Origin of the sequence: Nonomuraea wenchangensis (assembly GCF_900111685.1) — a bacterium.
Classification (GTDB): domain Bacteria; phylum Actinomycetota; class Actinomycetes; order Streptosporangiales; family Streptosporangiaceae; genus Nonomuraea; species Nonomuraea wenchangensis.
Genome location: NZ_FOHX01000015.1, coordinates 1 through 26,319, shown reverse-complemented (window position 1 = coordinate 26,319; position 26,319 = coordinate 1). Strand labels below are relative to the sequence as shown.

34 protein-coding genes are annotated in these 26,319 nt (G+C 66.5%); all 34 read right to left on the bottom strand.

The window, feature by feature from the left end; genetic code table 11:
- Positions 1 to 42: 42 nt before the first annotated feature.
- Positions 43 to 156 (bottom strand): 50S ribosomal protein L36, encoded by a 114-nt coding sequence (rpmJ, locus tag BMW85_RS34745; RefSeq protein WP_003956441.1) that lies wholly within the window; start codon positions 154 to 156, stop codon positions 43 to 45.
- 22 nt (positions 157 to 178) lie between these two features.
- Positions 179 to 400 carry a translation initiation factor IF-1 gene (infA, locus tag BMW85_RS34740; RefSeq protein WP_012887858.1) on the bottom strand — a complete coding sequence of 74 codons (222 nt, stop codon included), beginning with the start codon at positions 398 to 400 and terminating at the stop codon, positions 179 to 181.
- A gap of 280 nt (positions 401 to 680) precedes the next feature.
- The gene (locus BMW85_RS34735; protein ID WP_091090128.1) at positions 681 to 1,079 is read right to left on the bottom strand and encodes a hypothetical protein; all 399 of its coding nucleotides are present in this window, start codon (positions 1,077 to 1,079) and stop codon (positions 681 to 683) included.
- Between the two features lie 103 nt (positions 1,080 to 1,182).
- The gene (locus tag BMW85_RS34730) at positions 1,183 to 1,593 is read right to left on the bottom strand and encodes a DUF1707 SHOCT-like domain-containing protein (protein WP_245775239.1); all 411 of its coding nucleotides are present in this window, start codon (positions 1,591 to 1,593) and stop codon (positions 1,183 to 1,185) included.
- Positions 1,594 to 1,626: 33 nt separating this feature from the next.
- Positions 1,627 to 2,439: a type I methionyl aminopeptidase gene (map, locus tag BMW85_RS34725; protein ID WP_091090124.1), complete on the bottom strand. Its 813-nt coding sequence runs from the start codon at positions 2,437 to 2,439 to the stop codon at positions 1,627 to 1,629.
- Positions 2,440 to 2,551: 112 nt separating this feature from the next.
- Complete coding sequence (locus BMW85_RS34720; RefSeq protein WP_091090122.1) at positions 2,552 to 3,202, bottom strand: adenylate kinase; 651 nt, start codon at positions 3,200 to 3,202, stop codon at positions 2,552 to 2,554.
- Positions 3,202 to 4,509: a preprotein translocase subunit SecY gene (secY, locus tag BMW85_RS34715; protein WP_091090119.1), complete on the bottom strand. Its 1,308-nt coding sequence runs from the start codon at positions 4,507 to 4,509 to the stop codon at positions 3,202 to 3,204. Before secY ends, BMW85_RS34720 begins: the two co-directional genes overlap by 1 nt.
- Positions 4,510 to 4,680: 171 nt before the next feature.
- Complete coding sequence (rplO, locus tag BMW85_RS34710; RefSeq protein ID WP_091090117.1) at positions 4,681 to 5,136, bottom strand: 50S ribosomal protein L15; 456 nt, start codon at positions 5,134 to 5,136, stop codon at positions 4,681 to 4,683.
- A 2-nt stretch (positions 5,137 to 5,138) separates the two neighbouring features.
- Entirely contained in the window at positions 5,139 to 5,321 is a 183-nt protein-coding gene (rpmD, locus tag BMW85_RS34705; protein WP_080043226.1) for a 50S ribosomal protein L30, read from the bottom strand.
- Positions 5,322 to 5,323: 2 nt separating this feature from the next.
- Positions 5,324 to 5,953 (bottom strand): 30S ribosomal protein S5, encoded by a 630-nt coding sequence (rpsE, locus tag BMW85_RS34700; RefSeq protein WP_091090115.1) that lies wholly within the window; start codon positions 5,951 to 5,953, stop codon positions 5,324 to 5,326.
- A 31-nt stretch (positions 5,954 to 5,984) separates the two neighbouring features.
- Positions 5,985 to 6,368: a 50S ribosomal protein L18 gene (rplR, locus tag BMW85_RS34695; RefSeq protein WP_091090113.1), complete on the bottom strand. Its 384-nt coding sequence runs from the start codon at positions 6,366 to 6,368 to the stop codon at positions 5,985 to 5,987.
- Positions 6,369 to 6,370: 2 nt separating this feature from the next.
- Positions 6,371 to 6,913: a 50S ribosomal protein L6 gene (rplF, locus tag BMW85_RS34690; protein WP_091090110.1), complete on the bottom strand. Its 543-nt coding sequence runs from the start codon at positions 6,911 to 6,913 to the stop codon at positions 6,371 to 6,373.
- A 16-nt stretch (positions 6,914 to 6,929) separates the two neighbouring features.
- Complete coding sequence (gene rpsH, locus BMW85_RS34685; protein WP_020542297.1) at positions 6,930 to 7,328, bottom strand: 30S ribosomal protein S8; 399 nt, start codon at positions 7,326 to 7,328, stop codon at positions 6,930 to 6,932.
- 156 nt (positions 7,329 to 7,484) lie between these two features.
- The gene (locus BMW85_RS34680; RefSeq protein WP_020542298.1) at positions 7,485 to 7,670 is read right to left on the bottom strand and encodes a type Z 30S ribosomal protein S14; all 186 of its coding nucleotides are present in this window, start codon (positions 7,668 to 7,670) and stop codon (positions 7,485 to 7,487) included.
- 4 nt (positions 7,671 to 7,674) lie between these two features.
- Positions 7,675 to 8,250, bottom strand: a complete 576-nt coding sequence (gene rplE / locus BMW85_RS34675) for a 50S ribosomal protein L5 (protein ID WP_091090107.1) — start codon at positions 8,248 to 8,250, stop codon at positions 7,675 to 7,677.
- Entirely contained in the window at positions 8,250 to 8,546 is a 297-nt protein-coding gene (gene rplX / locus BMW85_RS34670; protein ID WP_245775255.1) for a 50S ribosomal protein L24, read from the bottom strand. Before rplX ends, rplE begins: the two co-directional genes overlap by 1 nt.
- A gap of 8 nt (positions 8,547 to 8,554) precedes the next feature.
- Positions 8,555 to 8,926: a 50S ribosomal protein L14 gene (gene rplN, locus BMW85_RS34665; RefSeq protein WP_026214151.1), complete on the bottom strand. Its 372-nt coding sequence runs from the start codon at positions 8,924 to 8,926 to the stop codon at positions 8,555 to 8,557.
- Between the two features lie 193 nt (positions 8,927 to 9,119).
- Complete coding sequence (rpsQ, locus tag BMW85_RS34660; RefSeq protein ID WP_091090103.1) at positions 9,120 to 9,428, bottom strand: 30S ribosomal protein S17; 309 nt, start codon at positions 9,426 to 9,428, stop codon at positions 9,120 to 9,122.
- Complete coding sequence (gene rpmC / locus BMW85_RS34655; protein ID WP_091090562.1) at positions 9,421 to 9,657, bottom strand: 50S ribosomal protein L29; 237 nt, start codon at positions 9,655 to 9,657, stop codon at positions 9,421 to 9,423. Before rpmC ends, rpsQ begins: the two co-directional genes overlap by 8 nt.
- On the bottom strand, positions 9,657 to 10,076 hold the full coding sequence (gene rplP / locus BMW85_RS34650) for a 50S ribosomal protein L16 (RefSeq protein ID WP_020542304.1): 420 nt from the start codon (positions 10,074 to 10,076) through the stop codon (positions 9,657 to 9,659). Before rplP ends, rpmC begins: the two co-directional genes overlap by 1 nt.
- Before the next feature lie 2 nt (positions 10,077 to 10,078).
- Positions 10,079 to 10,906 carry a 30S ribosomal protein S3 gene (rpsC, locus tag BMW85_RS34645; protein WP_091090100.1) on the bottom strand — a complete coding sequence of 276 codons (828 nt, stop codon included), beginning with the start codon at positions 10,904 to 10,906 and terminating at the stop codon, positions 10,079 to 10,081.
- The gene (rplV, locus tag BMW85_RS34640; protein WP_020542306.1) at positions 10,906 to 11,259 is read right to left on the bottom strand and encodes a 50S ribosomal protein L22; all 354 of its coding nucleotides are present in this window, start codon (positions 11,257 to 11,259) and stop codon (positions 10,906 to 10,908) included. Before rplV ends, rpsC begins: the two co-directional genes overlap by 1 nt.
- A gap of 31 nt (positions 11,260 to 11,290) precedes the next feature.
- The gene (rpsS, locus tag BMW85_RS34635) at positions 11,291 to 11,569 is read right to left on the bottom strand and encodes a 30S ribosomal protein S19 (RefSeq protein ID WP_026214153.1); all 279 of its coding nucleotides are present in this window, start codon (positions 11,567 to 11,569) and stop codon (positions 11,291 to 11,293) included.
- 11 nt (positions 11,570 to 11,580) lie between these two features.
- Entirely contained in the window at positions 11,581 to 12,417 is an 837-nt protein-coding gene (gene rplB, locus BMW85_RS34630) for a 50S ribosomal protein L2 (RefSeq protein ID WP_020542308.1), read from the bottom strand.
- A 102-nt stretch (positions 12,418 to 12,519) separates the two neighbouring features.
- On the bottom strand, positions 12,520 to 12,822 hold the full coding sequence (gene rplW / locus BMW85_RS34625; protein WP_020542309.1) for a 50S ribosomal protein L23: 303 nt from the start codon (positions 12,820 to 12,822) through the stop codon (positions 12,520 to 12,522).
- Entirely contained in the window at positions 12,822 to 13,472 is a 651-nt protein-coding gene (gene rplD, locus BMW85_RS34620) for a 50S ribosomal protein L4 (RefSeq protein WP_091090098.1), read from the bottom strand. The genes rplW and rplD overlap by 1 nt, the downstream gene beginning before the upstream one ends.
- The gene (gene rplC, locus BMW85_RS34615; protein ID WP_091090096.1) at positions 13,469 to 14,122 is read right to left on the bottom strand and encodes a 50S ribosomal protein L3; all 654 of its coding nucleotides are present in this window, start codon (positions 14,120 to 14,122) and stop codon (positions 13,469 to 13,471) included. Before rplC ends, rplD begins: the two co-directional genes overlap by 4 nt.
- Positions 14,123 to 14,136: 14 nt before the next feature.
- Positions 14,137 to 14,445, bottom strand: a complete 309-nt coding sequence (gene rpsJ / locus BMW85_RS34610) for a 30S ribosomal protein S10 (RefSeq protein ID WP_012887830.1) — start codon at positions 14,443 to 14,445, stop codon at positions 14,137 to 14,139.
- A gap of 252 nt (positions 14,446 to 14,697) precedes the next feature.
- The gene (tuf, locus tag BMW85_RS34605; protein WP_091090095.1) at positions 14,698 to 15,891 is read right to left on the bottom strand and encodes an elongation factor Tu; all 1,194 of its coding nucleotides are present in this window, start codon (positions 15,889 to 15,891) and stop codon (positions 14,698 to 14,700) included.
- 110 nt (positions 15,892 to 16,001) lie between these two features.
- Positions 16,002 to 18,050 carry an elongation factor G gene (gene fusA / locus BMW85_RS34600; protein WP_245775238.1) on the bottom strand — a complete coding sequence of 683 codons (2,049 nt, stop codon included), beginning with the start codon at positions 18,048 to 18,050 and terminating at the stop codon, positions 16,002 to 16,004.
- 91 nt (positions 18,051 to 18,141) lie between these two features.
- Positions 18,142 to 18,612 (bottom strand): 30S ribosomal protein S7, encoded by a 471-nt coding sequence (gene rpsG / locus BMW85_RS34595; RefSeq protein WP_020542314.1) that lies wholly within the window; start codon positions 18,610 to 18,612, stop codon positions 18,142 to 18,144.
- Positions 18,613 to 18,614: 2 nt separating this feature from the next.
- Positions 18,615 to 18,989 carry a 30S ribosomal protein S12 gene (gene rpsL, locus BMW85_RS34590; protein WP_020542315.1) on the bottom strand — a complete coding sequence of 125 codons (375 nt, stop codon included), beginning with the start codon at positions 18,987 to 18,989 and terminating at the stop codon, positions 18,615 to 18,617.
- Between the two features lie 504 nt (positions 18,990 to 19,493).
- Entirely contained in the window at positions 19,494 to 23,369 is a 3,876-nt protein-coding gene (locus BMW85_RS34585) for a DNA-directed RNA polymerase subunit beta' (RefSeq protein ID WP_091090089.1), read from the bottom strand.
- Positions 23,370 to 23,386: 17 nt separating this feature from the next.
- The coding region (gene rpoB, locus BMW85_RS34580; RefSeq protein ID WP_091090088.1) for a DNA-directed RNA polymerase subunit beta at positions 23,387 to 26,319 on the bottom strand (2,933 nt) is incomplete at its 5' end.

Sequence of the window (26,319 nt, the reverse complement as noted above, 5' to 3'; positions counted from 1 at the left end):
GCTCCCGCTATCGGGGCGGACTCGGAGGAGCCTTGCGGCGACTTAGCCCTGGCGCTGCTTGTGGCGCAGGTTGTCGCAGATCACCATGACGCGACCGTGCCGGCGGATCACCTTGCACTTGTCGCAGATCTTCTTGACGCTCGGCTTTACCTTCATTGTCCTTTGTTCCTCAGACGTCTTACTTGTATCGGTAGACGATCCGCCCACGACTGAGGTCGTAGGGGCTCAGTTCAACGACAACCCGGTCGTCCGGCAGGATCCGGATGTAGTGCATCCGCATCCGTCCGCTGATGTGGGCCAGGACCTTATGGCCGTTGTCGAGCTGCACCCGGAACATGGCGTTCGGGAGCGACTCGACCACAGTGCCCTCGATCTCGATGGCGCCGTCTTTCTTGGCCAAAATTCCTCGCGTTTCACTGATCGGTCGTCTGAGGCTCCGGTTCACTACGCAGCCGCGACCTTCACGCTTCGGAGAGAGCGGCGATCAGCGAGGACCGCCGACGCGTGACAAGTCATAGTGAGCCGACTAAGGAGTGTACGACACCTGAGCCAAAAACGCGAAACGCGTGCCAGGTGTCCTGACACAACCATGTAAGAGTGTACCCCACCCGCACAGCCCGAAAGGCCCGCCAGGGGCGAGAGCCCGGCGGACCTTTCCGACTTTTCGGGAGAAGCGATGATCAGTAGATGCGGTGCGTGGGCCCGCAGTACTTCGTGGGGCCGCCCCAGCAGGTGTAGGTGTACAGCTTCTTGATGCCCGGCTGCGACCAGGTCTCGTGGTACGAGCCGTTCCAGCCGCGGTAGAAGGAGTGCCAGTTCCCGCCCGAGTAGTACTTGAACCAGACGTAGCCCTTCTTCGGCGTCGACTCCTTGCCGTACCAGTGGGTGTACACCCGGTTGCCCGACTTCCAGGTCTTGCCGTAGGTGTAGGCCTTGCGGTTGCTGGAGTAGTACTTGCCCCAGCTCTTCACCGAGCTCGCCGTGGTGTGAGTGGCGGCCTGGGCGGCGGGGGCGGCGAGGGTGAGGCCGGTGACGGCGAGCGAGCCGGCGAGGGCGGCGGCCGCGAACATCTTGCGCATCTGGGTTCCTCCGGTGAGTGGTGTTGCCGACACCGCTCACGTTAGGAATCCGGACTTATCCGTACTGCGGATGAATGCACACAGTGCACTAGTGCACAGAGCCCTACTGCTGCCGCTTGGGCTGGTTGTTCCCGAAGATGGTGCTGACCAGCAGGATCACGCCCCACGGGCCCATGACCCACATCGGCCAGGGATAGACGTCGCCACCCGAGCTCATGCTCACGATTAACCAGATCACCCAGTTGATGCCGCTGGCCATGGCCCACGCGCCCCACGCCGCCTTCATGCCCGCGTGCGTGTCGTGCTTCTTCTCGACCTCCTTGGAGGTCTTGGGGCGGTGGCGGAGGTCGACGTCAGGCAGGTCCGCGGTCAACCTGGCCAGCTCACCATAGGTCCTGGACTTGTAGAGCTGTTCGAGCCGCTCGTTGAACTCGTCCATGGTGATGCGGCCCTGGGCCGTGTGCTCGCGCAGGACGGCGGCCACCCGGTCGCGATCGCCGTCGGAGGCTCGCATCTCAGGACTGTTCGGCATCCCACCACTCCCGGTTCAGTTCTGCGGGTGTCCTCCGAGGCGTGATTCGCCCCCGTCCAGGGCAGTAAGCACCCAAGGACCATTATGTGTCACGGCGACGCTGTGTTCGAAGTGCGCGGACGACTTCCCGTCCACCGTCACCACGGTCCACTCGTCCGACAGCACCCGGGTGCGCTCGGTGCCCAGGTTGACCATGGGCTCGATGGCCAGGCACATGCCCTCTTCCAGCACCGGGCCGCGGCCGGGCCGGCCGTGGTTGGCGATCCACGGGTCCATGTGCATCTCGGTGCCGATGCCGTGGCCGCCGTACTCGGGCGGGATGCCGAAGCGGCCCTGCGACTTGACGTACTTCTCGATCTCGTGGCCGATGTCGGAGAGGTGCCGGCCGGGCCGCAGCGCCGCGATGCCGCGCCACATGGCCTCCTCGGTCACCCGGATCAGCTCGGTCAGCTTCGGGTCCACCTCGCCGACCGGGACCGTCACGGCCGAGTCGCCGTGCCAGCCGTCCAGGATGGCGCCGCAGTCGATGGCGATGACGTCGCCCTCACGCAGCTTGCGGGCGGCGGTGGGGATGCCGTGGACCACCTCGTCATTGACCGAGGCGCAGATCGTCGCGGGGAAGCCCTGGTAGCCCTTGAAGGACGGGATCGCGCCCTCGTCCCTGATCGCCTTCTCGGCGATGGAGTCGAGGTCGAGCGGCGTCATCCCCGGCTCGACCGAGCGCTTCAGCAGGTCCAGCGTGCGCCCGACGACCAGCCCGGCCGCGCGCATCTTCTCCAGCTGCTCCGGCGACTTGATCTGGATGCCGTGCCGGTTCCTCTTGAACATGTTGTGCCCCCCATGGGTCTCAACGGGCCACGTTGGGGGCCCAATTCCCCCACAATAGCCGCGAGGTGGCACGGAAACCCGTGCCACCTCCGCCTTGTCGATGCCGCCGCAGCTAGCCCATGTAAGGGCTGATCGCCTCCATGGCCCGCCCGGTGACCTCCTCCACGGGGCCGGTCGCGTCGACCCCCACGAGGATGCCCTCCTCCGCGTAGTAGGAGACCAGCGGCGCGGTCTGCTCCTGGTAGACCTCCAGCCGGTGCCGGACGGTCTCCTCTTTGTCGTCGTCCCGCTGGAACAGCTGGCCCCCGCACGCGTCGCACCTGTCGTCCTTCTTGTCGTCGAAGTCGACGTGCCAGATGCGGCCGCACTGGCTGCAGGTGCGGCGGCCGGCCAGCCGCCGGACCACCTCGTCGTCGTCCACGACCAGCTCCAGGACCAGGTCGAGCGCCTGGCCCCAGTCCTTGAGCATGTCGCGCAGGATCTCCGCCTGCGCGACGTTCCTCGGGAACCCGTCGAGCAGGAAACCGTCCTGCGCGTCGGGCTCGGACAGGCGGTCGCGGACCATGGCGATGGTGACCTCGTCGGGCACCAGGTCGCCACGGTCCATGTAGGTCTTGGCCAGCTTGCCGAGGTCCGTGCCGCCGGAGACGTTGGCACGGAAGATGTCACCTGTCGAGATTTTCGGGATGGACAGGTTCGATGCGATGTACTGGGCCTGAGTCCCCTTACCCGCTCCGGGAGGCCCCACCAGAACGAGACGCACTACCGCAGGAAGCCTTCGTAGTTACGCTGCTGCAGCTGGCTCTCGATCTGCTTAACGGTGTCCAGGCCGACGCCTACCATGATCAGAATGCTCGTCCCTCCGAACGGGAAGTTCTGGCTCGCACCGGACACCGCGAGAGCGACGATCGGGACCATGGAGATGAGACCCAGATAGAGCGAACCCGGAGCCGTCAGGCGGGTGAGCACGAAGTTGAGGTACTCAGCCGTCGGGCGACCCGGGCGGATGCCCGGAATGAACCCACCGTACTTCTTCATGTTGTCGGCGACTTCAGCGGGGTTGAACGTAATCGACACGTAGAAGTACGTGAAGAAGATGATCAGCAGGAAGAACGTCGCCATGTAGATCGGCGTGTCGCCGGTGGCGAGGTTCGTCGAGATCCACCTGATGACCGCGTTGTCGCTCGTCTGGAAGAGCGAGGTCAGCAGCTGCGGCAGGTAGAGCAGCGAGGACGCGAAGATCACCGGGATGATGCCGGCCTGGTTGACCTTCAGCGGGATGTAGGTCGAGGTGCCGCCGTACATCCGGCGGCCGACCATGCGCTTGGCGTACTGGACCGGGATGCGGCGCTGCGCCTGCTCGACGAAGACCACCGCGGCGATCATGAACACGCCGACCACCATGACCACCGTGAAGGTGAAGGGGTTGGCCTTGAAGATGTTGACCAGCTCGGACGGGAAGACCGCCACGACCTGGGTGAAGATCAGGATCGACATGCCGTTGCCGACGCCGCGGTCGGTGATCAGCTCACCCAGCCACATGATGACCGAGGTGCCCGCCGTCATGATGACGACCATCGTGACGATGCTGAAGATGTCGTCGGGGTCGAGCAGCACGCTCTGCTGACAGTTCGGGAAGAGCTGACCCGTGCGCGCCAGGGCGATGAAGGCCGTGGACTGCAGGACCGCGAGGCCGATGGTCAGATAACGCGTGTACTGCGTGATCTTGGTCTGACCGGCCTGGCCTTCCTTCTTCAGCGCCTCAAGCCGTGGAATGACCACGACGAGCAGCTGGAGAATGATGCTCGCGGTGATGTAGGGCATGATGCCCAGCGCGAACACTGAAAGTTTCAGGAGGGCGCCACCGCTGAACAGCTGCACCATCCCGTAGATGTTGCCGGTCTCCTGGTCAGCGCGCGCCTGGTTGAAACAGGCGGCCAGATTCTGTACGTGAACTCCCGGAGTCGGAAGAACCGAGCCGAGACGGAAAAGCGCGATGATGCCCAGCGTGAAGAGCAACTTCTTGCGCAGGTCCGGCGTCCGGAACGCCCGGGTAAACGCGGTCAGCACGGTCCCTCCTGCGCGCCTATAAGGCGAATTGAGTATGCGATGGTGCGGGGATCTGCCATCTGAGTCTCATTGTCAGAACGAGCCGGACAGAAGCCTGCCGTCTCGCGAACTCTAACGCACTACGGGCGTGGGAGCCCATTGTCAGGGCCCCCACGCCTCGTCATAGCGTTACTACAGCTCGGTAACGGAGCCACCGGCGGCGGAGATCTTCTCCTTCGCCGCGGACGAGAAGGCGTGCGCCTGCACGTTGACCGCGACGGAGATCTCGCCGGTGCCGAGCACCTTCACGAGCTGGTTCTTGCGGACAGCACCCTTGGCGACCAGCGCCTCGACGGTGACCTCGCCACCCTCGGGGAACAGCTCACCGAGCCGGTCCAGGTTGACGACCTGGTAGGTCGTCTTGAACAGGGCGTTGGAGAAGCCCTTGAGCTTCGGCAGACGCCTCTGCAGCGGCACCTGGCCACCCTCGAAGCCCGGGAGCATCGTGGTGCGGGCGTGCGTGCCCTTGGTGCCCCGACCGGCCGTCTTGCCCTTGGACGCCTCGCCGCGACCCTTGCGGATCTTCGACTTGTTGGCGCCCGGAGCCGGACGGAGGTCGTGAATCTTGAGCGGAGCCTTGTCAGTCATGACTAGTCGACCTCTTCCACCTCGACGAGGTGCGTCACCACGGAGACCATCCCGCGAATCTCGGGACGGTCCTCCTTGACGACGACGTCGCCGATTCGCTTCAGGCCAAGCGAACGCAGCGAGTCACGCTGGTTCTGCTTGCCACCGATCTTCGAGCGAACCTGAGTGATCTTCAGGCGTGCCATGACTAGCTCACCGCCTTCGCGGCCGCGGCCTCGGCGAGACCCTCGCGCTGAGCCTTCAGCATCCGGGCCGGAGCGACGTCCTCGATCGGCAGGCCACGGCGGGCGGCGATCTCCTCGGGGCGCGAGAGGCCCTTCAGAGCCGCCACGGTGGCGTGCACGATGTTGATCGGGTTGTCGGAGCCGAGCGACTTCGACAGGACGTCGTGGATGCCGGCGCACTCCAGCACCGCGCGCACCGGGCCGCCGGCGATGACGCCGGTACCGGCCGAGGCCGGACGCAGGAAGACGACACCGGCCGCCTCCTCGCCCTGCACGGTGTGCGGGATGGTGCCCTGGATGCGGGGCACCTTGAAGAAGTGCTTCTTGGCCTCTTCGACGCCCTTGGCGATGGCCGCGGGCACTTCCTTGGCCTTGCCGTAACCGACGCCGACCAGGCCGTTGCCGTCACCGACGACGACGAGGGCGGTGAAGCTGAAGCGACGACCACCCTTCACGACCTTGGCCACTCGGTTGATCTTCACTACGCGCTCGATGTACGAGACGCCCTTGTCGGCGGCGCCACCGCGGCGATCGTCACGACGGTCCCGCCGCTCGCCACCGGTGCCGCCACCGCGACGCGGAGCTGCAGCCATCAGTGGTTCCTCATCTCAGCATTTGCGGTCATCAGAATTCGAGCCCACCTTCGCGGGCGCTGTCCGCCAGCGCGGCGATGCGCCCCGCGTAGCGGTTGCCACCGCGGTCGAAGACGACCTTGGTGATCCCGGCTTCCTTGGCCCGCTGAGCGAGGAGCTCGCCGACCTTCTTCGCCTTCTCGGTCTTGTCCGCCTCCAGCGTGCGCAGCGAGGGGTCCATGGTGGACGCGCTCACCAGCGTGTGGCCGACGGAGTCGTCCACGATCTGGACGAACATGTGACGGGTCGAGCGGTTGACGACCAGGCGCGGACGCTCGGCCGTACCGACGACGAACTTGCGGACGCGGCGGTGACGGCGGGCCCGCGAGACGGTGCGGGCAGCCGTGTGCTTGCTGAACGCAGTCTTCGGAGCCATGCCTACTTACCAGCCTTTCCGACCTTGCGGCGGATCTGTTCGCCCTGGTAACGCACGCCCTTGCCCTTGTACGGGTCAGGCTTGCGCAACTTGCGGATGTTGGCGGCGACCTCGCCGACCTTCTGCTTGTCGATGCCGTCCACGTGGAACAGCGTCGGCTTCTCGACGCGGAAGGTGACGCCCTCGGGGGCGTCCACGATGACCGGGTGGCTGAAGCCCAGGGAGAACTCCAGCTGCGTCGGGCCCTTGGCCTGGACGCGGTAACCGACGCCGACGATCTCCAGGGACTTCGAGTAGCCCTGGGTCACGCCCTGCACCATGTTGGCGATGAGCGTGCGCGAGAGGCCGTGCAGGGCACGGACCTTGTTCTCGTCGTTGGGACGGGTGACGGCGATGGAGCCGTCGTCGTCGCGACCCACCTGAATGGGCTCCGCGACGTCGTGAGTAAGCGTGCCCTTAGGGCCCTTCACCTGAACGCTCTGGCCGTCGATCGTGATGTCCACGCCACTGGGCACAGGGATGGGCAGCCGTCCGATACGCGACATGCTGGGTTCCTCCCCTCTACCAGACGTAGGCGAGGACTTCCCCGCCCACGCCACGCTTGCCGGCCTGCTTGTCGGTCATGAGGCCGTGGGACGTCGAGATGATCGCGACGCCCAGCCCGCCCAGGACTCGAGGCAGATTGTCCTTCTTCGCATAGACCCGCAGGCCGGGCTTGGAGACCCGGCGCAGACCCGCGAGCGACCGCTCACGGGTCGGACCGAACTTGAGCTCCACCACAAGGTTCTTGCCAACCTTGGCGTCCTCGACGGTCCAGGCCTGGATGTAGCCCTCCTGCTGGAGGATCTCGGCGATGTGCGCCTTGATCTTCGAGTACGGCATCGACACGCTGTCGTGGTACGCCGAATTCGCGTTGCGCAGACGCGTGAGCATGTCTGCGATCGGATCGGTCATCGTCATGGCCAGTGGCCTTCCTCGCCGCGGTTTCCAGTCGGCCAAGCAGCGCTCTGCCGGTGGACCTTCGGCGCGGTCACGGACGCCCGCACCGGGCGTCCTGATTCTTGTCGTACGAAAATATGAGTGCCTGGTGAGCGGCACGGCCGCCCACCAGGTTACCTACCAGCTCGACTTGGTGATGCCGGGCAGCTCGCCCCGGTGCGCCATCTCGCGGAAGCACACGCGGCAGAGCCCGAACTTCCTGTAGACGGCGCGGGGACGGCCGCACCGCGAGCACCGAGTGTAGGCCCGGACCTCGAACTTCTGCTTGCGCCCCGCCTTGGCGATCAGCGACTTCTTCGCCATTGGATCAGGCCTCCTTGAACGGGAAGCCGAGGAGCTTCAGCAGCGCCCGGCCCTGGTCGTCGTTGGTCGCGGTGGTCACGATCGTGATGTCCATGCCACGCGGCCGGTCGACCTTGTCCTGGTCGACCTCGTGGAACATGACCTGCTCGGTCAGACCGAAGGTGTAGTTCCCGTTGCCGTCGAACTGCTTGGGCGAAAGGCCACGGAAGTCCCGGATACGGGGCAGCGCGAGCGCCAGCAGCCGGTCCAGGAACTCCCACATGCGGTCGCCGCGCAGCGTGACGTGCGCGCCGATCGGCATGCCCTCGCGCAGCTTGAACTGCGCGATGGACTTGCGGGCCCGGACGACGGCCGGCTTCTGGCCGGTGATCGCGGTGAGGTCGCGCACGGCGCCCTCGATCAGCTTGGAGTCGCGAGCCGCCTCGCCGACACCCATGTTGACCTTGATCTTGGTCAGACCGGGGATCTGCATGACGTTCTTGATGTCGAACTGCTCGCGCAGCTGCGAGGCGATCTCCTCGCGGTACTTCGTCTTGAGCCGGGGCGTCGGGCGCTCGGTCTCAGTCGTGGTGGCGGTCATCAGCTGTCCTCACCCGTCTTCTCGTCGGCCTTCTTCTCGTCGGCCTTCTTGTCGGCGGGCTTGTCGTCCTTGAGCTTCTTCACGTTCGAGACGTGGATGGGGCCCTCCATGGTCTGCACGCCGCCGGTCTTGGCGCCGCGCGGACCCTGGTGGGTCTCCTTCGCGTGCTTCTTGATCATGTTGACGCCCTCGACGACCACGCGGTCCTCGCTCGGGAGCGAGGCGATGACCCTGCCCTTGGCGCCCTTGTCCTTACCGGCGATGACCTCGACCAGGTCACCCTTCTTCACATGCAGCTTCGGCATTACAGCACCTCCGGGGCGAGCGAGATGATGCGCATGAACTTCTTGTCACGCAGCTCGCGGCCGACCGGGCCGAAGATACGAGTGCCACGAGGGTCACCGCTGTCCTTGATGATGACGGCGGCGTTCTCGTCGAAGCGGATGTAGGAGCCGTCGGGCCGGCGCCGCTCCTTGACAGTGCGGACGATGACGGCCTTGACCACGTCGCCCTTCTTGACGCCCGTGCTGCCCGGCAGCGCGTCCTTGACAGTGGCGACGATCACGTCGCCGATACCGGCGTAGCGGCGGCCGGAGCCACCGAGCACACGGATGCAAAGGATCTCCTTCGCGCCCGTGTTGTCGGCGACCTTGAGCCGCGACTCCTGCTGGATCACGTTAACTCCTGTTAGTCGCGCCGGTTCTCATCGCTGAGCCTGGCGGAACCTGATGTTGTCTTGTTCCCACGGCCACAGCCCCGCTGGGGCCGCACCGCAGGCGACGCGAGGCCCCGGAGGACCCCGCGTCCTTGGACGCCGTCATGGGGGCTCTGGGAGAGCCCCCACGGGGCGCGGTATGTACGAGAGAGCCTTACTTGGCCTTCTCGAGGATCTCCACGACCCTCCACCGCTTGGTGGCGGAGAGGGGGCGGGTCTCCATCAGCAGCACGCGGTCGCCGACGCCGCAGGCGTTGGCCTCGTCGTGCGCCTTGTACTTGGTCGTCCGGCGGATGACCTTGCCGTACAGGCGGTGCTTGACGCGGTCCTCGACGGCGACGACGACGGTCTTGTCCATCTTGTCGCTGACGACGAGGCCCTCGCGCACCTTGCGGAAGTTCCGCTCGGTGCCCTCGGCCTCGGCCGCGCCGGCCTCGGTGGTGGTGGTGGTCTCGTCAGCCATCGCTCGACTCCTTCTCGACCGTGACGATGCCGAGCTCCCGCTCGCGCATCACGGTGTAGATACGGGCGATCTCGCGGCGGACGGCCCGCAGCCGCCCGTGGCTCTCCAACTGACCGGTCGCCGACTGGAAGCGGAGGTTGAACAGCTCCTCCTTCGCCTCCTTCAGCTTCTGGACCAGGGTGTCCTGGTCCTCGAGCCGCAGCTCGCCAGCGGTCAGGCCCTTAGCCATCACGCCTCACCCACTTCACGCTTAACGATCTTGCACTTCATCGGGAGCTTGTGGATCGCACGCTGAAGCGCCTCGCGAGCGACCGGCTCCGCCACGCCGGACAGCTCGAACATCACGCGTCCGGGCTTGACGTTGGCGATCCACCACTCCGGCGAACCCTTACCGGAACCCATGCGGGTCTCGGCCGGCTTCTTGGTGAGCGGACGGTCGGGGTAGATGTTGATCCACACCTTGCCGCCACGGCGGATGTGACGGGTCATGGCGATACGAGCCGACTCGATCTGGCGGTTGGTCACGTAGGAGTGCTCAACGGCCTGAATGCCGAACTCGCCGAACACGACCCTGGTGCCGCCCTTGGCGGCTCCGCTGCGGTCGGGCCGGTGCTGCTTGCGGTGCTTGACCCTGCGCGGGATCAGCATGGTCAGCTCCCTTCAGCACCCGGCTGCGCGGCCGGGCCGGTCTCGGGGGCGGCCTGCGCGGCCGCCTCGGTGCGGGGGGCGCGGCTGCCGCGGCGAGCGCGGTCGCCGCCACGGCGCGGACGGTCGCCGCCACCGCGACGGTCGTCACGCTCGCGACGCTGGCCGGCCCGGGCGCCGGCGGCAGCCGCCTCGCGCTCGGCGCGGCTGGTCGGAGCCTCGCCCTTGTAGATCCAGACCTTCACGCCGATGCGGCCGAAGGTCGTACGGGCCTCGTAGAAGCCGTAGTCGATGTCCGCGCGGAGGGTGTGCAGCGGCACGCGGCCCTCGCGGTAGAACTCCGACCGCGACATCTCGGCGCCGCCCAGACGACCGGAGCACTGGACACGGATGCCCTTGGCGCCGGACTTCATGGCCGACTGCATCGCCTTGCGCATGGCGCGGCGGAACGAGACACGGCTGGACAGCTGCTCGGCCACGCCCTGCGCGACGAGCTGCGCGTCGATCTCCGGGTTCTTGACCTCGAGGATGTTGAGCTGGACCTGCTTCTTGGTCAGCTTCTCCAGGTCACCGCGGATGCGGTCGGCCTCGGCGCCACGGCGGCCGATCACGATGCCGGGACGCGCGGTGTGGATGTCCACCTGTACGCGGTCCGTGGTGCGCTCGATCTCGACCTTGGAGATGCCGGCCCGCTCCATGCCCTTCTGGAGCATGCGGCGGATCGCGACGTCCTCGGCGACGTACGACTTGTAAAGCTTGTCGGCGTACCACCGGCTCTTGAAGTCGGTCGTGATGCCGAGGCGGAACCCGTGCGGGTTAACCTTCTGGCCCACTATCGGGTCCTTCCCTTCGGCTCGCGGGACTCCACGATCACGGTGATGTGGCTCGTCCGCTTGTTGATCCGATAGGCACGACCCTGTGCACGCGGGCGGAACCGCTTCAGCGTCGGGCCCTCGTCGACCCAGGCCCGGCTGACGACGAGCGTCTGCGGGTCGAGGTCGAAGTTGTGCTCGGCGTTCGCCATGGCGCTGCTGAGCACCTTGTAGATCGGCTCGCTCGCCGACTGGGGAGCGAACTGCAGCACGGCCTGCGCCTCCGAAGCGGGCAGCCCGCGAATGAGGTCCACCACACGGCGGGCCTTCTGGGGCGTGACGCGGACGAACCGCGCCTGAGCCCTGGCTTCCATCGCTTACTCCTCTGAATGCTTCTGAAGGCGTCTATCGCCGGCTGCGCCGGTCTTCCTTGACGTGGCTGCGGAACGTCCGCGTCGGCGCGAACTCTCCGAGCTTGTGGCCGATCATCGACTCGGTGATGAACACCGGGACGTGCTTGCGGCCGTCGTGCACGGCGATCGTGTGCCCGAGCATGTCGGGAACGATCATGGAGCGCCGCGACCACGTCTTGATGACGTTCTTGGTGCCCTTCTCGTTCTGGACGTCCACCTTCTTCTGCAGGTGGTCGTCCACGAAGGGACCCTTCTTAAGGCTACGTGGCATATCGGCTGCTCCTACCGCTTCTTCCTCTTGCTGCGACGCCGGATGATCAGCCGGTCGCTGGCCTTGTTCGCCTGGCGGGTGCGGCCCTCGGGCTTGCCCTTCGGGTTCACCGGGTGGCGACCACCGGAGGTCTTGCCCTCACCACCACCGTGCGGGTGGTCGACAGGGTTCATCGCGACACCGCGGACGGTGGGGCGCTTGCCCTTCCACCGCATACGGCCGGCCTTGCCCCAGTTGATGTTGGCCTGCTCGGCGTTGCCGACCTGGCCGACCGTCGCCCGGCAGCGCACGTCGACCATGCGCATCTCACCGGACGGCATACGCAGCGTGGCGTACTGGCCTTCCTTGGCGAGCAGCTGGATCTGGGCGCCGGCGGAACGACCGAGCTTGGCGCCGCCGCCCGGACGGAGCTCCACCGCGTGGATGAAGGTACCGGTCGGGATGTTGCGCAGCGGCAGGCAGTTGCCCGTCTTGATGTCGGCCGCGGGGCCGTTCTCGATGCGGTCGCCCTGCTTGAGGCCCGTCGGCGCGATGATGTAGCGCTTCTCACCGTCGGCGTAGTGCAGCAGAGCGATGTTGGCGGTGCGGTTGGGGTCGTACTCGATGTGAGCGACCTTCGCCGGGATGCCGTCCTTGTCATGCCTACGGAAGTCGATGATCCGGTAGGCGCGCTTGTGGCCGCCGCCCTGGTGGCGTGCGGTCACCCGGCCGTGAACGTTACGGCCGCCCTTGTTGTGAAGGGGCGCAAGCAGCGACTTCTCGGGCTCGCTGCGGGTGATCTCGGAGAAGTCCGAGACACTCGATCCGCGGCGACCGGGAGTCGTCGGCTTGTATTTACGGATGCCCATCTTTTTCGTTCATCCTTCGTCGGTTACATGGCTGAGCCCGCCGCACGAGCGTGCGGCGGTCTCACCCCGCGGACCTCGGGGGCCCGCTCTTTCCTCTGGCTGCTAGCCGATCTGACCGAAGATGTCGATCCGATCGCCCTCGACCAGGCTCACGATCGCGCGCTTGGTGTCGGGACGCTTGCCGTAGCCGGTGCGGGTGCGCTTGCGCTTGCCCTGCCGGTTGATCGTGTTCACGCTGGTGACCTTGACCCCGAAGATCTGCTCGACGGCGATCTTGACCTGGGTCTTGTTCGCGGTCTTCTTCACCAGGAACGTGTACTTGTTGTTCTCATCGATCAGGCCGTAGCTCTTCTCGGAGACGACCGGCTTGATGATGACGTCGCGCGGGTCGGCGATCTTCTCCATCAGGCCTCTTCCTTCCCGCTGTTGCTCAGGCGAGCGACGACCTGGTCGTAGGCCTCCTGGGTGAAGACCACGTCGTCGTGCACGAGCACGTCGTAGGTGTTGAGCTGCCCGGAGTCCAACAGGTGGACCTCGGGAGCGTTGCGCAGGCTCAGCCAGGTCAGCTCGTCGGCCTCGTCGACCACGACGAGAACGCGCGGAGCCTGGGTGATCTTGCGCAGGGCCTCCAGCGCCGCCTTGGTCTTCGGGGTCTCCCCCTGGACCAGCGAGCTGACCACGTGCACGCGGCTGCCGCTCGCGCGGTCGGACAGCGCGCCACGCAGCGCGGCGGCCTTCATCTTCTTGGGCGTGCGCTGCGAGTAGTCGCGCGGCACGGGGCCGTGGACGACGCCACCGCCGGCGAACTGCGGCGCGCGGGTCGAGCCCTGACGGGCGCGGCCGGTGCCCTTCTGGCGGTACGGCTTCTTGCCGCCGCCGGAGACCTCACCGCGGGTCTTGGTCTTGTGGGTGCCCTGCCGGCGAGCGGCGAGCTGGGCCACGACCACCTGGTGGATCAGCGGAACATTGACCTTGGCCCCGAAGATGTCCTCGGGGAGGTCGACGGTGCCGGTCTTCGCGCCGCTGGCGTCGAGGACGTCGATAGTGGTGCTCACTTGGAAGCCCCCTTCTTGGCAGCGGTACGGACGAGGACCAGGCTGCCGTTGGCGCCGGGAATCGCACCCTTGATGAGGATGAGACCCTTCTCGGCGTCCACGGCGTGAACCTTGAGGCTCTGCACGGTGGTGCGGACGTTACCCATCCGGCCAGCCATGCGCAGACCCTTGAAAACGCGGCCCGGGGTGGCGCAGCCACCGATGGAACCCGGCGAGCGGTGCTTGCGCTGCGTACCGTGCGACGCGCCCAGACCACCGAAGCCGTGCCGCTTCATGACACCGGCGAAGCCCTTGCCCTTGCTCTTGCCCGTCACGTCGACGAACTGGCCGGCCTCGAAGGTGTCGGCCAGCAGCTCCTGGCCGATGGTGTAGTCGCTCGCGTCGTCGGTGCGGATCTCCGCGAAGTAACGGCGCGGGGTGATGTCGTGCTTGCGCAGGTAGTCGCCGAGCGGCTTGTTGACCTTCCGGGGGTCGACCTGCCCGTAACCGAGCTGGACGGCGGCGTAGCCGTCCTTCTCTGCGGTGCGGACCCGGGTCACCACGCACGGACCGGCCTCGACCACGGTCACCGGTACGATCCGGTTGTCCGCGTCGAAGACCTGGGTCATGCCGAGCTTCTTGCCCAGGACGCCCTTGATCGTCTTAGCCATGTCAGTGCGTTCCCTCAGAGCTTGATCGAAATGTCGACACCCGCGGGGAGGTCGAGCCGCATGAGCGAGTCGACCGTCTTGGGGGTCGGGTCGATGATGTCAATCAGCCGCTTGTGCGTGCGCATCTCGAAGTGCTCGCGGCTGTCCTTGTACTTGTGCGGCGAGCGGATGACGCAGTACACGTTCTTCTCGGTCGGCAGCGGCACCGGGCCCGCGACCTTCGCGCCAGTCCGCGTCACCGTCTCGACGATCTTCTTGGCCGAGCTGTCGATGACCTCGTGGTCATAGGCCTTAAGCCGGATGCGGATCTTCTGTCCCGCCATAGTGGCCTCGGTGTCCTTCGCTGTCGTCTGAAAAAGTATCGTGCGGCCTGTTGCCGCTATGTCAGTGCAGGCCGAAGCCTGCTTGACCCCACGAGGCAGACGTAGTCGATCTGCCTTTTCTTCCGTGATCCGGCAGTGACTTCGGTCACTGGGGCCGAATTCACTGCTGGATCACGGCGCCTTGCGCGAGGTCCACGTGGAACGGCGGTCGGGCCCGGGATTCGGGGCCCGACCGCCGCCCCGACGGTCTGGCTACTTGATGATCTTCGTGACCCGACCGGCGCCGACGGTGCGGCCACCCTCACGGATCGCGAACTTCAGGCCTTCCTCCATGGCGATGGGCTGGATCAGCTCAACGCGCATCTCGGTGTTGTCGCCCGGCATGACCATCTCGGTGCCCTCGGGGAGGTTCACCACGCCGGTCACGTCCGTCGTACGGAAGTAGAACTGCGGGCGGTAGTTGTTGAAGAACGGCGTGTGCCGGCCGCCCTCGTCCTTGGACAGGATGTAGACCTGGCCCTCGAACTCGGTGTGCGGAGTGGTCGTGCCCGGCTTGATGATGCACTGGCCGCGCTCGACGTCGTCGCGCTTGATGCCGCGGAGCAGCAGGGCGGCGTTGTCACCGGCGTGACCCTCGTCGAGCATCTTGTTGAACATCTCGATGCTGGTGACGGTGGTCGTGGTCTTCTCCGGCCGGATGCCGATGATGTCGACCTGCTCGTTGACCTTGACGATGCCGCGCTCGATACGGCCGGTGACGACCGTGCCGCGACCGGTGATCGAGAAGACGTCCTCGACCGGCATGAGGAACGGCTTCTCCGTCTCACGCGGCGGCTCGGGGACGTTCTCGTCCACGGCGGTCATGAGCTCGATGATGCTGTCGGCCCACTTCTCGTCGCCCTCGAGGGCCTTGAGCGCGGACACGCGCACCACGGGCACGTCGTCGCCGGGGAACTCCTGCGCCGACAGGAGCTCGCGAACCTCGAGCTCGACGAGCTCCAGGATCTCCTCGTCGTCCACCATGTCGGACTTGTTGAGGGCCACGACGATGTAGGGGACGCCGACCTGGCGGGCCAGGAGGACGTGCTCCTTCGTCTGCGGCATCGGGCCGTCAGTGGCGGCGACCACCAGGATGGCGCCGTCCATCTGCGCGGCACCGGTGATCATGTTCTTCACGTAGTCGGCGTGACCGGGGCAGTCCACGTGGGCGTAGTGGCGCTTCTCGGTCTGGTACTCGACGTGCGAAATGGAGATCGTGATGCCGCGAGCCTTCTCCTCCGGCGCCTTGTCGATCTTGTCGAACGGGGTCGCCTTGTTGAGCTCGGGGTAACGGTCGTGAAGCACCTTGGTGATCGCCGCGGTCAGCGTGGTCTTGCCGTGGTCGATGTGTCCAATGGTGCCGATGTTCATGTGCGGCTTGGTCCGCTCGAACTTGGCCTTGCCCACTGGTTCTCTCCTTGAGAATCTGACTGACTTTCGTCTACACACTCGGGCCCGGGAGAACCCAGACCCCTAGGCGGCGGGGTGGCTCGCACCACCCCGCCAGGGACCGGAACCTACTCGCCCCGGGCCTTCGCGACGATCTCCTTGGCGATGCCCGGAGGCACCTCCGCGTAGGAGTCGAACTGCATGCTGTAGCTCGCGCGCCCCTGCGTCTTGCTACGCAGGTCGCCCACGTAGCCGAACATCTCAGACAGCGGCACGAGCGCCTGGACGACACGGGCGCCGGCCCGCTCGTCCATCGCCTGGATCTGCCCGCGGCGACCGTTGAGGTCACCGATGACATCACCCATGTAGTCCTCGGGCGTGGTGACCTCGACGGCCATCATCGGCTCGAGAAGAACGGCGTCCGCCTTGCGCGCGGCCTCCTTGAAGGCCATCGAGCCGGCGATCTTGAAGGCCATCTCCGAGGAGTCGACGTCGTGCGCGGCACCGTCCTGGAGCGTCACCTTCACGCCCACCATCGGGTAGCCGGCCAGCACGCCGAACTCGGCGGCCTCCTGGGCGCCGGCGTCGACCGACGGGATGTACTCCCTCGGGACGCGGCCACCCGTGACCTTGTTCTCGAACTCGTAGCCGTCGTTGCCCTCACCGAGCGGCTCGAGGTCGATGATCACCCGCGCGAACTGACCGGAACCACCGGTCTGCTTCTTGTGGGTGTAGTCGACCTTCTCCACCTTGCGGCGGATGGTCTCGCGGTAGGCGACCTGCGGGCGACCGACGTTGGCCTCGACCTTGAACTCGCGACGCATCCGGTCGACGAGGATCTCGAGGTGAAGCTCGCCCATGCCCCAGATGACCGTCTGACCGGTCTCCTCGTCACGGCGGACCTGGAAGGACGGGTCCTCCTCGGCCAGCCGCTGGATCGCGGTGGACAGCTTCTCCTGGTCGCCCTTGGTCTTGGGCTCGATCGCGACGTTGATGACCGGGGCCGGGAACGTCATCGACTCGAGCACGACCTGGTTGGACGGGTCGGACAGGGTGTCGCCGGTCGTGGTGTCCTTCAGACCCATGACCGCGACGATCTGACCGGCGATCGCCGACGGGCGCTCTTCGCGCTTGTTGGCGTGCATCTGGTAGATCTTGCCGATCCGCTCTTTCTTGCCCTTCACAGAGTTGATGACCTGTGAACCGGACTCGAGCGTGCCCGAGTAGACGCGGATGTAGGTGATCTTGCCCAGGTGCGGGTCGCTGGCGATCTTGAAGGCCAGGGCGGAGAACGGCTCGGACGGGTCCGCGTGCCGCTCGATGACCTTGTCCTCGTTGCCGACCGCGTGGCCCTTGAAGGCCGGGATGTCGGTCGGCGCCGGCAGGTAGGCGACGATGGCGTCGAGCAGGGGCTGCACGCCCTTGTTCTTGAACGCGGTGCCGCACAGCACCGGGTTGACGGCGCTGCTCAGCGTCGCGCGGCGGATGGCCGCGACCAGCTGCTCCTCGGTGGGCTCGGTGCCCTCGAGGTAGAGCTCCATCAGCTCGTCGTCGTTCTCCGCGACCGTCTCGATGAGGCGGTCCCGCCACTCGCGCGCGGCCTCGGCGTGGTCGGCCGGGATGTCGACGGTGTCGTACATCTCGCCCTTGGCCGCCTCGGCGCTCCAGATGAAACCCTTCATCTGGATGAGGTCGATGACGCCCTTGAAGTCGGCCTCGACGCCCCACGGAAGCTGCAGGACGGCCGGGGTCGCGCCCAGACGGCTGATCATCATGTCGACGCAGCGGTGGAACTCCGCGCCGACCCGGTCCATCTTGTTCACGAAACAGATGCGCGGAACGTCGTAGCGGTCAGCCTGGCGCCACACCGTCTCCGACTGCGGCTCGACACCCGCGACGCCGTCGAACACGGCCACGGCGCCGTCGAGGACACGAAGCGACCGCTCCACCTCAATGGTGAAGTCGACGTGACCCGGGGTGTCGATGATGTTGATGGTGTGACCGAGCCACTCGCAGGTCGTCGCGGCAGACGTGATCGTGATGCCGCGCTCCTGCTCCTGCTCCATCCAGTCCATGGTGGCAGAGCCCTCATGGGTCTCACCGATCTTGTAATTGATGCCGGTGTAGAACAGGATGCGCTCGGTCGTGGTGGTCTTGCCCGCGTCGATATGGGCCATGATCCCGATGTTGCGGACCTTGGCCAGGTCAAGAGCGGTCGTAGCGGCCACTGTAACTCGCGTCCTCGTCGTCTCGTCGGACCCGCCGGGGTTACCAGCGGTAGTGGGCGAAGGCCTTGTTGGACTCGGCCATCTTGTGGGTGTCCTCACGCTTCTTGACGCTCGCCCCGAGGCCGTTGCTGGCGTCGAGGAGCTCGTTCATGAGGCGCTCGGTCATGGTCTTCTCGCGGCGGGCGCGGGAGTACTGCACCAGCCAACGCAGGGCCAGGGTGGTGCTGCGCGCGGCGCGCACCTCGACCGGCACCTGGTAGGTCGCGCCACCGACACGGCGGCTGCGGACCTCAAGGGTGGGCTTGACGTTGTCGAGCGCGCGCTTCAGGGTGACGACCGGGTCGTTGCCCGTCTTCTCCCTGCAGCCCTCAAGAGCGCCGTACACGATCGACTGGGCGATGGAACGCTTGCCGTCGAGGAGGACCTTGTTGATCAGAGCGGTGACCAGGGGCGAGCTGTAGACCGGGTCGGCCATGAGCTGCCGACGGCCAGGAGAACCCTTACGAGGCATTGTTAGCTCTTCTCCTTCTTCGCACCGTAGCGGCTGCGGGCCTGCTTGCGGTTGCGGACACCCTGGGTGTCGAGCGAACCGCGGATGATCTTGTAGCGAACACCAGGCAGGTCCTTCACACGACCGCCACGCACGAGCACGATGGAGTGCTCCTGAAGGTTGTGACCCACACCGGGGATGTAAGCCGTGACCTCGATGCCGTTCGTGAGCCGAACGCGGGCCACCTTGCGCAGTGCCGAGTTGGGCTTCTTCGGAGTCGTGGTGTAAACGCGCTGGCAGACGCCGCGGCGCTGCGGACTCCCCTTGAGGGCAGGAGTCTTGGTCTTGGAGACCTTGTCCTGCCGGCCCTTGCGGACCAACTGCTGAATAGTGGGCACTGCCACTCCGTTTCGTGCCTTGGCCGGTGTCACGTCATTGGTGGTGCTTTTCGCAGGCACTGCCGGTGTCATGACCTGCTGATTTTCTCCGCCCCGGTGCCCCCGCGCTCGGGCGTGTCGCGCTGTTCACGCAGACTTCCCACGAGGTTTACGAGCCGGAAGACCGTCCTGCGCTTGTCATGAGCGCACGGTCGAGAGCCCGCAAGAGAACGGGCACGATGCTCAAGACTACCCAGGCCCGAGCGACACGTCAAAACGGCGCAGCATGACCAGCAAGCCATGCCGCTCCGGGTCGTCGGGGCCCTGTTTCATAGGCGTCTCGCATGCGGCCCGTCCACAGCTCCCGGCCAATGATATAGGCCCCGGGGAGCTTTCGTTCGCGGTACGGCGAACCGTCACCGGACCGCGACCAGAAACCACGCCTCCGGGGGCCTGAAGTCCCCGGAGAAGCGACGCGCCCGGGCCCCTCGGCTGAGGGACCCGGGCGCGTCGTACGTCGCGGATTTACCGGTTGTACTGGCCGAAGTCGTACTCCTCCAGCGGCACGGCCTCGCCGCTGCCGGTGCCGAAGGTGTAGTCGGCCGCCGAGCCGTCGTAACCGCCGACGGTGTACATGGCCGCCTTGGCCTCCTCGGTCGGCTCCACCCGGATGTTGCGGTATTGGGGCATGCCCGTGCCGGCCGGGATGAGCTTACCGATGATGACGTTCTCCTTCAGGCCCAGGAGCGAGTCGGACTTGGCGTGGATCGCCGCGTCCGTCAGGACCCTGGTGGTCTCCTGGAAGGAGGCCGCCGACAGCCACGACTCGGTGGCCAGCGACGCCTTGGTGATGCCCATGAGCACCGGACGGCCCGCGGCCGGGCCGCCGCCCTCGGCCACCGTCTCGCGGTTCATCTGCTCGAACCTCGGCCGCTCGACGAGCTCGCCGGGCAGCAGGTCGGTGTCACCGGACTCCAGGACGTTGACCCGCTTGAGCATCTGCCTGACGATGATCTCGATGTGCTTGTCGTGGATCGACACACCCTGCGAGCGGTAGACCTGCTGGACCTCCGCCACCAGGTGCAGCTGCACGGCCCGCGGGCCGAGGATGCGCAGCACCTCGTTGGGGTTGACCGCACCGGCCACGAGCTGGGTGCCGACCGAGACGCGGTCGCCGTCCTGCACGAGCAGGCGCGAACGCATCGAGACCGGGTAGGCGATCTCCTCCGAACCGTCGTCCGGAGTGATGACGATCTTCCTGGTCTTGTCGGTCTCGTCGATCCTGGCCCGGCCCTCGGCCTCGGAGATCGGGGCGACACCCTTGGGGATGCGCGCCTCGAACAGCTCCGTGACACGGGGCAGACCGTGGGTGATGTCGGCGCCCGCCACACCACCGGTGTGGAAGGTCCGCATCGTCAGCTGCGTGCCGGGCTCACCGATCGACTGAGCGGCGATGATGCCGACCGCCTCGCCGACGTCCACGAGCTTGCCGGTCGCCAGCGAGCGGCCGTAGCAGGTGGCGCAGACACCGATCTTCGCCTCGCACACCAGCGCGCTGCGGGTGCGCACGGTCTCGACGCCGGCCTCGACCAGCTTCGTGACGTGGATGTCGTTGATGTCAACACCCGCAGGGACGATGACCTTGCCGTCGACCTCGACGTCCTCGGCCAGGATGCGCCCGTGCACGTTGGACTCGGCGTTCTCCGCCTTGACCAGGTTGCCCGAGCTGTCCCGGTCGCCGACGTGCAGCGGGACCGCGCGGTCGGTGCCGCAGTCGATCTCACGCACGATGACGTCCTGCGCGACGTCCACCAGACGACGGGTCAGGTAGCCCGAGTCGGCGGTGCGCAGCGCGGTGTCGGCCAGACCCTTCCGCTGACCGTGGGTGGAGATGAAGTACTCCAGCACCGACAGGCCCTCGCGGAACGAGGCCTTGATCGGCCGCGGGATCGTCTCACCCTTGGTGTTGGACACCAGGCCACGGATGCCGGCGATCTGCCGGACCTGCATCTTGTTGCCTCGGGCGCCGGAGTTGACCATCATCCAGACCGGGTTGGTCGCCGGGAAGGCGTTGACCATGTCGGTCTCGACGTCGGCCGTCGCGTGCGTCCAGATCTCGATGAGCTCCTGGCGGCGCTCCTCGTCGGTGATCAGACCGCGCTCGTACTCGCGCTGGACCTTGTCGGCCCGGCGCTCGTAGTTCTCCATGATGTCGGTCTTGTTCGGCGGCGCGACGACGTCCTCGATCGAGATCGTGACGCCGGAGCGCGTCGCCCACCGGAAGCCGGCGTCCTTGAGCGCGTCGAGCGAAGCGGCGACCTCGATCTTGGGGTAGGTCTCCGCCAGCTCGTTCACGATCTGGGACAGCTGCTTCTTGCCGACCTGGAAGTCGACGAACGGGTAGCTGATCGGCAGCGTCTGGTTGAACAGGCACCGCCCGAACGTGGTCTCCAGCCGGACCGGGTCGCCCTGCTCCCAGCCCTCGGGAGCAACCCAGGCGCGCGGCGGCAGGACGTCCTTGAGCCGGATCTGGATCTTGGCCTGGATGTCCAGCTCGCGGCGGTCGAAGGCCATCTGCGCCTCGGCCACCGAGCCGAACACCCGGCCCTCGCCCTTCGCGCCTTCCTTCATGGTCGTCAGCCAGTAGAGGCCGATGACCATGTCCTGGGTCGGCATGGTGACGGGCTTGCCGTCGGCCGGCTTGAGGATGTTGTTGGTCGAGAGCATCAGGATGCGCGCCTCGGCCTGGGCCTCGGCCGACAGCGGCAGGTGCACGGCCATCTGGTCGCCGTCGAAGTCCGCGTTGAACGCGGTGCAGACGAGCGGGTGGATCTGGATGGCCTTGCCCTCGACCAGCTGCGGCTCGAACGCCTGGATGCCCAGGCGGTGGAGCGTCGGAGCGCGGTTGAGCAGCACGGGGTGCTCGGTGATGACCTCTTCGAGCACGTCCCACACGACCGGGCGGGCGCGCTCAACCATCCGCTTGGCCGACTTGATGTTCTGGGCGTGGTTGAGATCGACCAGCCGCTTCATCACGAACGGCTTGAACAGCTCCAGCGCCATCTGCTTGGGCAGGCCGCACTGGTGCAGCTTGAGCTGCGGGCCGACGACGATGACCGAACGGCCGGAGTAGTCGACTCGCTTGCCCAGCAGGTTCTGGCGGAAACGACCCTGCTTGCCCTTGAGCATGTCGCTCAGGGACTTGAGCGGGCGGTTGCCGGGGCCGGTGACCGGACGGCCGCGCCGGCCGTTGTCGAACAGCGCGTCCACGGCCTCCTGGAGCATCCGCTTCTCGTTGTTGACGATGATCTCGGGCGCGCCGAGGTCGAGCAGTCGCTTGAGGCGGTTGTTCCGGTTGATGACCCGGCGGTAGAGGTCGTTGAGGTCGGAGGTCGCGAAGCGGCCACCGTCGAGCTGCACCATCGGACGCAGGTCCGGCGGGATCACCGGGATGCAGTCGAGCACCATGCCGCGCGGCGAGTTGGTGGTGTTGAGGAACGCCGACACCACCTTGAGCCGCTTGAGCGCGCGGGCCTTCTTCTGGCCCTTGCCGCTGCGGATCGTCTCGCGGAGGTTCTCGGCCTCGGCGTCGAGGTCGAAGCCGATCAGGCGGTCCTGGATCGCCTGCGCGCCCATGCCGCCCTTGAAGTAGCGGCCGAAGCGGTCGCGCATCTCGCGGTAGAGCAGCTCGTCGCCCTCGAGGTCCTGGACCTTGAGGTTCTTGAAGCGGCTCCAGACCTCCTCCAGGCGGTCCAGCTCGCGCTGGGCCCGGTCACGGAGCTGGCGCATCTCGCGCTCGGCGCCCTCACGGACCTTGCGGCGCTGGTCGCCCTTGGCGCCGGCGGCCTCAAGTTCGGCCAGGTCGGTCTCGAGCTTCTTCTGCCGGGACTCGACGTCGGCGTCGCGGCGCTGCTCGATGTGCTGCCGCTCGACGGAGATCTTCGCCTCCAGCGAGGGCAGGTCACGCTCACGCATCTCGGTGTCGACATGCGTGATCATGTAGGCCGCGAAGTAGATGACCTTCTCCAGGTCCTTCGGGGCCAGGTCGAGCAGGTAGCCGAGACGCGACGGGACGCCCTTGAAGTACCAGATGTGCGTGACCGGCGCGGCCAGCTCGATGTGGCCCATCCGCTCACGGCGCACCTTGGCCCGGGTCACCTCGACGCCGCAGCGCTCACAGATGATGCCCTTGAAGCGGACGCGCTTGTACTTGCCGCAGTAGCACTCCCAGTCGCGGGTCGGACCGAAGATCTTCTCGCAGAAGAGCCCGTCCTTCTCCGGCTTGAGGGTGCGGTAGTTGATGGTCTCCGGCTTCTTGACCTCGCCGTGCGACCACTGACGGATGTCGTCGGCCGTCGCCAGCCCGATCCGAAGCTCGTCGAAGAAGTTGACGTCCAGCATTATGTGCGATCTCCCCCTCAGACTTCTTCCACGCTGCTCGGCTCACGCCGGGACAGATCGATGCCGAGCTCCTCCGCTGCGCGGAAGACGTCCTCGTCGGTGTCGCGCATCTCGATGGACATGCCGTCGCTGGAGAGCACCTCGACGTTGAGGCACAGCGACTGCATCTCCTTGATGAGGACCTTGAAGGACTCCGGGATGCCGGGCTCGGGAATGTTCTCGCCCTTGACGATGGCCTCGTAGACCTTCACGCGGCCGAGGACGTCGTCGGACTTGATGGTGAGGTGCTCCTGGAGGGCGTGGGCGGCGCCGTACGCCTCCAGCGCCCACACCTCCATCTCACCGAAGCGCTGGCCGCCGAACTGGGCCTTACCGCCGAGCGGCTGCTGGGTGATCATGGAGTACGGGCCGGTCGAGCGGGCGTGGATCTTGTCGTCGACCAGGTGGTTCAGCTTGAGTATGTAGATGTAGCCGACGGCGATGGGGTAGGGGAACGGCTCGCCGGTGCGGCCGTCGAAGAGCTTGGCCTTGCCGGTGGGTTGGACCATGCGTTGGCCGTCGCGGTTGGGCACGGTGTTGTGGAGGAGGCCGAGGATCTGCTCCTCGTGGGCGCCGTCGAAGACCGGGGTGGCGACGTTGGTGCGTGGCTCGACCTGGCCGAAGCCCTTGTCGCGCAGCCGCTCGGCCCACGCCTCCTCGATGCCGGAGATGTCCCATCCGTGGGCGGCGATCCAGCCGAGGTGGGTCTCCAGCACCTGGCCGACGTTCATGCGGCCGGGGACGGCCAGCGGGTTGAGGATGATGTCGACCGGGGTGCCGTCCTCAAGGAACGGCATGTCCTCGACCGGCAGGATCTTGGAGATGACGCCCTTGTTGCCGTGCCGGCCGGCCAGCTTGTCGCCGTCGGTGATCTTGCGCTTCTGCGCGACGTAGACGCGGACCAGCTCGTTGACGCCCGGAGGAAGCTCGTCGCCCTCCTCGCGGGAGAACACCCGGACGCCGATGACCTTGCCGGACTCGCCGTGCGGCACCTTCAGCGAGGTGTCACGGACCTCGCGAGCCTTCTCACCGAAGATCGCGCGCAGCAGCCGCTCCTCCGGGGTCAGCTCGGTCTCGCCCTTCGGGGTGACCTTGCCGACCAGGATGTCGCCGGGGACGACCTCGGCGCCGATGCGGATGATGCCGCGCTCGTCGAGGTCGGCCAGCACCTCCTCTGAGACGTTGGGGATGTCCCGGGTGATCTCCTCGGGGCCCAGCTTGGTGTCGCGGGCGTCGACCTCGTGCTCCTCGATGTGGATCGACGACAGCACGTCGTCCTGCACCAGGCGCTGGGACAGGATGATCGCGTCCTCGTAGTTGTGCCCCTCCCACGGCATGAACGCCACCAGGAGGTTCTTGCCCAGCGCCATCTCGCCCTTGTCGGTGCAGGGGCCGTCGGCGATGACCTGGTTGACCTCCACCCGGTCGCCCTCGGCGACGATGGGCTTCTGGTTGAAGCTGGTGCCCTGGTTGGAACGCTTGAACTTGGCGACGCGGTAGGTGGTGCGCGTGCCGTCGTCGTTCATGACCGTGACGTAGTCGGCCGAGACCTCCTCGACCACACCGGCCTTCTCGGCGCTGATGACGTCGCCGGCGTCGGTCGCGGCACGGTATTCCATGCCGGTGCCGACCAGCGGCGCCTCGCTCTTGAGCAGCGGCACCGACTGACGCTGCATGTTGGAGCCCATGAGCGCGCGGTTGGCGTCGTCGTGCTCCAGGAACGGGATCATCGCCGTCGCCACCGACACCATCTGGCGCGGCGACACGTCGATGTAGTCGACCTCCTCGGCACGGGCGAGCTCGGTCTCACCACCCTTGGTGCGGACCAGGACGCGGGCCTCGGCGAACGAGCCGTCGGGGTTGAGCGTCGTGTTGGCCTGCGCCTTGACGTAGCGGTCCTCCTCGTCGGCGGTGAGGTAGTCGATCTGCTCGGTCACCTTGCCGTCGACGACCTTGCGGTAGGGCGTCTCGACGAAGCCGAAGGCGTTGATGCGGCCGTAGGAGGCCAGCGAGCCGATCAGGCCGATGTTGGGACCTTCAGGGGTCTCGATCGGGCACATCCGGCCGTAGTGGGACGGGTGCACGTCACGGACCTCGAAGCCCGCCCGCTCACGGGACAGACCACCGGGGCCCAGCGCGGACAGACGCCGCTTGTGCGTCAGGCCGGCGAGCGGGTTGGTCTGGTCCATGAACTGCGACAGCTGCGAGGTGCCGAAGAACTCCTTGATCGACGCCACGACGGGGCGGATGTTGATCAGGGTCTGCGGCGTGATCGCCTCGACGTCCTGGGTCGTCATCCGCTCGCGCACCACCCGCTCCATGCGGGCGAGGCCGAGCCGGACCTGGTTCTGGATCAGCTCGCCGACGCTGCGCAGGCGGCGGTTGCCGAAGTGGTCGATGTCGTCGACCTCGACGATCACCTCACCGTTGGCCCCCGGCATCGACTCCTCGCCGGCGTGCAGCCGGACGATGTACTCGATCGTGGCGACGATGTCCTCTTCGGTCAGGGTGCCCTGCGTGATCTCCGAGTCGACCCCGAGCTTCTTGTTGATCTTGTAGCGGCCCACCTTCGCCAGGTCGTACCGCTTGGCGTTGAAGTACAGATTCTCCAGCAGCGTCTGCGCCGACTCCTTCGTCGGCGGCTCACCCGGCCGCAGCTTGCGGTAGATGTCCAGCAGCGCGTCGTCCTGACCCGCCGTGTGATCCTTCTCCAGCGTCGCCCGCATCGACTCGTACTGGCCGAACCGCTCCAGAATCTGGTCGTTCGTCCAGCCCAGCGCCTTCAGCAGCACCGTCACGGCCTGCTTGCGCTTACGGTCGATCCGCACACCGACGCTGTCACGCTTGTCGATCTCGAACTCCAGCCAGGCACCCCGCGACGGGATCACCTTGCACCCGTACAGGTCCTTGT

Coding starts and splice junctions, on each gene's coding strand:
- fusA (WP_245775238.1), bottom strand. CDS start 18,050: ATGGCCCATATCGACGCGGGCAAGACCACCACGACCGAGCGCATCCTG.
- rplR (WP_091090113.1), bottom strand. CDS start 6,368: ATGGCTCCGAAGACTGCGTTCAGCAAGCACACGGCTGCCCGCACCGTC.
- rpmD (WP_080043226.1), bottom strand. CDS start 5,321: ATGGCACGCCTGAAGATCACTCAGGTTCGCTCGAAGATCGGTGGCAAG.
- rpmJ (WP_003956441.1), bottom strand. CDS start 156: ATGAAGGTAAAGCCGAGCGTCAAGAAGATCTGCGACAAGTGCAAGGTG.
- rplV (WP_020542306.1), bottom strand. CDS start 11,259: ATGGAAGCCAGGGCTCAGGCGCGGTTCGTCCGCGTCACGCCCCAGAAG.
- rplO (WP_091090117.1), bottom strand. CDS start 5,136: ATGACTGACAAGGCTCCGCTCAAGATTCACGACCTCCGTCCGGCTCCG.
- BMW85_RS34680 (WP_020542298.1), bottom strand. CDS start 7,670: ATGGCGAAGAAGTCGCTGATCGCCAAGGCGGGGCGCAAGCAGAAGTTC.
- rpsG (WP_020542314.1), bottom strand. CDS start 18,612: ATGCCTCGTAAGGGTTCTCCTGGCCGTCGGCAGCTCATGGCCGACCCG.
- rpmC (WP_091090562.1), bottom strand. CDS start 9,657: ATGGCTAAGGGCCTGACCGCTGGCGAGCTGCGGCTCGAGGACCAGGAC.
- rpsS (WP_026214153.1), bottom strand. CDS start 11,569: ATGCCACGTAGCCTTAAGAAGGGTCCCTTCGTGGACGACCACCTGCAG.
- rpsH (WP_020542297.1), bottom strand. CDS start 7,328: ATGACGATGACCGATCCGATCGCAGACATGCTCACGCGTCTGCGCAAC.
- BMW85_RS34585 (WP_091090089.1), bottom strand. CDS start 23,369: ATGCTGGACGTCAACTTCTTCGACGAGCTTCGGATCGGGCTGGCGACG.
- map (WP_091090124.1), bottom strand. CDS start 2,439: ATGTTCAAGAGGAACCGGCACGGCATCCAGATCAAGTCGCCGGAGCAG.
- rplP (WP_020542304.1), bottom strand. CDS start 10,076: ATGCTGATCCCGCGCAGGGTCAAGCACCGCAAGCAGCACCGGCCCGAC.
- rplB (WP_020542308.1), bottom strand. CDS start 12,417: ATGGGCATCCGTAAATACAAGCCGACGACTCCCGGTCGCCGCGGATCG.
- rpsE (WP_091090115.1), bottom strand. CDS start 5,953: ATGGCTGCAGCTCCGCGTCGCGGTGGCGGCACCGGTGGCGAGCGGCGG.
- BMW85_RS34730 (WP_245775239.1), bottom strand. CDS start 1,593: ATGCGAGCCTCCGACGGCGATCGCGACCGGGTGGCCGCCGTCCTGCGC.
- rpsJ (WP_012887830.1), bottom strand. CDS start 14,445: ATGGCGGGACAGAAGATCCGCATCCGGCTTAAGGCCTATGACCACGAG.
- rplC (WP_091090096.1), bottom strand. CDS start 14,122: ATGGCTAAGACGATCAAGGGCGTCCTGGGCAAGAAGCTCGGCATGACC.
- rplF (WP_091090110.1), bottom strand. CDS start 6,913: ATGTCGCGTATCGGACGGCTGCCCATCCCTGTGCCCAGTGGCGTGGAC.
- rpsQ (WP_091090103.1), bottom strand. CDS start 9,428: ATGGCTGACGAGACCACCACCACCACCGAGGCCGGCGCGGCCGAGGCC.
- rplW (WP_020542309.1), bottom strand. CDS start 12,822: ATGGAGAAGATCGCCGACCCGCGCGACGTCATCATCAAGCCGGTCGTC.
- rplE (WP_091090107.1), bottom strand. CDS start 8,250: ATGACCGCCACCACGACTGAGACCGAGCGCCCGACGCCCCGGCTCAAG.
- BMW85_RS34735 (WP_091090128.1), bottom strand. CDS start 1,079: ATGCGCAAGATGTTCGCGGCCGCCGCCCTCGCCGGCTCGCTCGCCGTC.